The sequence below is a fragment of the Steroidobacter cummioxidans genome (assembly GCF_003104955.1).
In genome coordinates, this window is sequence record NZ_LSRW01000123.1 from 1 (window position 1) to 3,181 (window position 3,181).

At 59.4% G+C, this 3,181-nt stretch carries 3 protein-coding genes; 2 read left to right on the forward strand and 1 reads right to left on the reverse strand.

The window, feature by feature from the left end:
• The coding region (locus D0550_RS34445; protein WP_206606732.1) for an alpha/beta fold hydrolase at positions 1-1,199 on the forward strand (1,199 nt) is incomplete at its 5' end.
• Between the two features lie 86 nt (positions 1,200-1,285).
• Here the strand turns inward: D0550_RS34445 and D0550_RS34780 are convergent.
• On the reverse strand, positions 1,286-2,266 hold the full coding sequence (locus D0550_RS34780; protein WP_153067487.1) for a DUF6624 domain-containing protein: 981 nt from the start codon (positions 2,264-2,266) through the stop codon (positions 1,286-1,288).
• A 498-nt stretch (positions 2,267-2,764) separates the two neighbouring features.
• Here D0550_RS34780 and D0550_RS35165 point away from each other — a divergent pair, with 498 nt between their 5' ends.
• Positions 2,765-2,926, forward strand: a complete 162-nt coding sequence (locus D0550_RS35165; protein ID WP_161966233.1) for a hypothetical protein — start codon at positions 2,765-2,767, stop codon at positions 2,924-2,926.
• Positions 2,927-3,181: the final 255 nt, after the last annotated feature.

The window sequence follows — 3,181 nt, forward strand, 5'->3', positions numbered from 1 at the left end:
GGCTCGGAGATGTGTATAAGAGACAGGATCGAACTCAGATGAGCGAGGCTGAAGGGAAGCTCTGGTGGCGAATGCGACGATCGGCGCTGCTGCTCTCAACTCTGTTTCTATCTTGGGCGAGCGCCGCCGAGCGTGCTCCATGGCGCGATCCGTCTGCGCACAAGGTGCGGTTCATGACGGTCGCGGAGAACGTGCAATTGGAAACGCTCGATTGGGGTGGCAGGGGGCGGCCCATTGTTCTACTCGCGGGCGGAGGCAACACGGCGCATGTGTTCGACGATTTTGCTTTACGGCTTCGGCAGCACTATCGGGTCTACGCGGTGACGCGCAGGGGCTCCCCGCCGTCCAGCATTCCGGAGAATAGCTACTCCGCCGATCAACTGGGGGACGATGTAGTCGCAGTCATCGCGTCGCTGAAGCTGACGAGTCCCGTCGTTGTCGGACATTCCTACGCCGGATTCGAACTGAGCAACATCGCCTCGCGCCACCCGGAGAAGATCGCCGGCGTGATTTACCTCGATGCGTTCCATTCCCTGGATCCGGACTACGAAGCCGAGGGGTTCTATAGAATCGTCGAATGGAAGCAGCAACTGCGTGACTTTGAGACGAAGTTCGACCAACTCATGGCTGAGCCGTTCGACTCCCGCCCGATCGCTCGGCAGATGCTTCAGGAAAGTCTGCCGCAGCTCCAAGCCATTTTGCAGAGGCTGGTCAGGATTGAAGACGGCCGTCCGCCGAGACCTGATCCGACGTCCGCGGATCTTGAGAGCTTTAGGGCCGTCCAGGCCTGGTATGCACAAGGAGCAAAGGTGGTGATCCCCGAGGCGGAGTTCCGGATGATGCACGCTGCGGATGTCGACGGACGCCCGCTCATGAAATTTCGTCGCCCGTCGTTCGTGGGGCCACAGATGGAAGCGGCCAAGCGCAGCTACACCGATGTTCGTGTGCCAGCGCTCGGTATCTTCGCTGCCATGAATGATCCAGGACTCGTCAAGGACGGTGACCTCGAAGCGCGCTCGAACGCCGAAGCTTTCGTTTGGTTTCAGGATGAGCGTGTCAGAAGGCAGATGGCACTGTTTCAACGCGATCTTCCTCAGGCACGAGTGGTGCGCATCGAGCGCGCTGATCACTACGTCTTTCTGTCGAACCCGGATGAAGTAGTCGAGCAAATGAGAGCCTTTACCGCGACGCTGCCGTGAGCGGGCGATCCGCTGGGTCGCTATCAGTCGGGTGAGATTTCGGGGTTGAGAATTCGACAGACGGTTGGCTCCGGTCGGGCGCGGGCTCACTCAGAGGCGTCCGAAGAGCCCGGCGTCTGAGATTTTGGCGAGCCATGCATCGCGCGAAGGATGCATGCGTAGCTCGCAAGCGTGCCGAGCCCTGCTGCCCGCCGGCGTTTGTCGACATTCGCTTCGTCCTCCATTGGCGCGGGTTTCAGTTCGCCATCGCGCAATACGAAATTGGTGCCGTATCGCTGTGGCTTGCCTCGGGCGCTCAGAAGATCGTCCGTAAGCAAGGCAACTTGATCGCTGCTCACTTCGCCCCGGCGCACGTGCTCCTTGGTCAGCTTCAGCACCTTCTCCTGGAAATCCGGATCGTCTGCAGCGTGTACCGTCAGCAGCCATGCCGCACCGACTCCATCGAGCCCGACCATCTCCGCGGTGGGGAAGCCGTCCTGCGTGACGATGTGCTTCAGCCGCTTGAGGTTGGCGGAGTCCACTGCACGCATGCGCATTGACTCCGGGCTGCTTGGATTGATGCGGAGCCCGGAAGAAGTCAGAAACATTCTCGCCTCCTGGTCCTGCTTTTCCATGAGCAGCAGATTCTCGCGAAGAGCGGGCCTGGTCGGCGGTGCGTGCACCCTCGGAGTCTTCATGCGCGACCGGAACTCCTCGGCTTCGCGCACCGCCTCTGGACACATCGCGTCAATTTCTGCGCTAAAGGTCGCCGCTGCTGTGGAAGGGGAGGATTGGAACTGGCTCCACGCGGGTACAGGGAGCAACGCCAGCGTCAAACACCAGATCCGAAACGACGCGCGAGAAGCGACGAAACCCCGGCTGTCCATTGTTAAGTGTATTTCCTGATGTGTGGCGGGCATTCGGAATGCGCTCCTCCGCAGACGCCAAAGTGTATCCGGCCCGATGCCGAGCTTCATCCGGCATTCGGAACCAAGGCGGAACTCAGCAGCCTTGAGTGGAATGAACGCGAGGAAGGCATTTGCTATGTTCCTGCAGTCCCAGTCAGATCCGTGTTCGATAGCATTCATTGAACGTCGGAAGCCGTAACCGGCCACGCAAATCGATCAAACGTACGTGACAGTACTTCTATGATGTCCTCGCGTTGTGCCCGAAATCATTAGACTACGCGCAAGGAACGGATGTTCTCCGGATGAATGAGCGAAATCACGCGTGGGAGCCTCAATACATCGCGTGCGTCGTCGCGCTGATATCTCGTTCGAATAGCCCAAGAGAATCGTGAGGCTATACGCGAATCCAAGGCGCTCTGATGAACTCGGGGCATCACGTTGGTCGCGGGACGATCGCCTGTATACAGCGTGGAGAAGGCAGCGATCCCGACGAACCCAGTAGACCGCAAGGTCGCTGAGAATATTTTGATATATTCCGAACGAGACAGTCCAGCCGCGAAGGATCGTTTCAATCGCTGATATCGTTGACGTTGCAAGCGCCGAGTGACGAGAGGCATACTCGGATTGCTGCGCTCCGCGCAGGCGTCAATGTAGCAATGGACACGGAAGGAGACTGCTGTGAAACATGCATTGGAAGACGTAGGAATCGTCGAGGCGGAAACGATGCTCGACGGGGATGACCTGATCGATCTCGGCAGAATGTCCAAAGAGACCCGCGGCGACGGGTGGCTGAGGGCCGAGGGGATCGACTGCGAGCCGGGCGCCCGTTACTGTCTATAATCCAGGCTCCGAATCCTTACTATCGTGTGCGGCAGCCTCGGCTGCTGCACACCCCTCTTCGCCGCGTCGGCGCTGTTTGAGCCTTCGTTAGTCAGGGGGCGTCACACAGCCTGCTGCCGACGTTGATCACAGGAGTGCGACTCGTGCCGGGGCCGGCCTACTTTCTATCCAAGCATGCGTTTGCCTGCTTGAGCGGCAGCAGCGTGGTTCTGCTGGATCTCAAAGCGGATCGATACCTGGCGCTCGAAGCGAGCC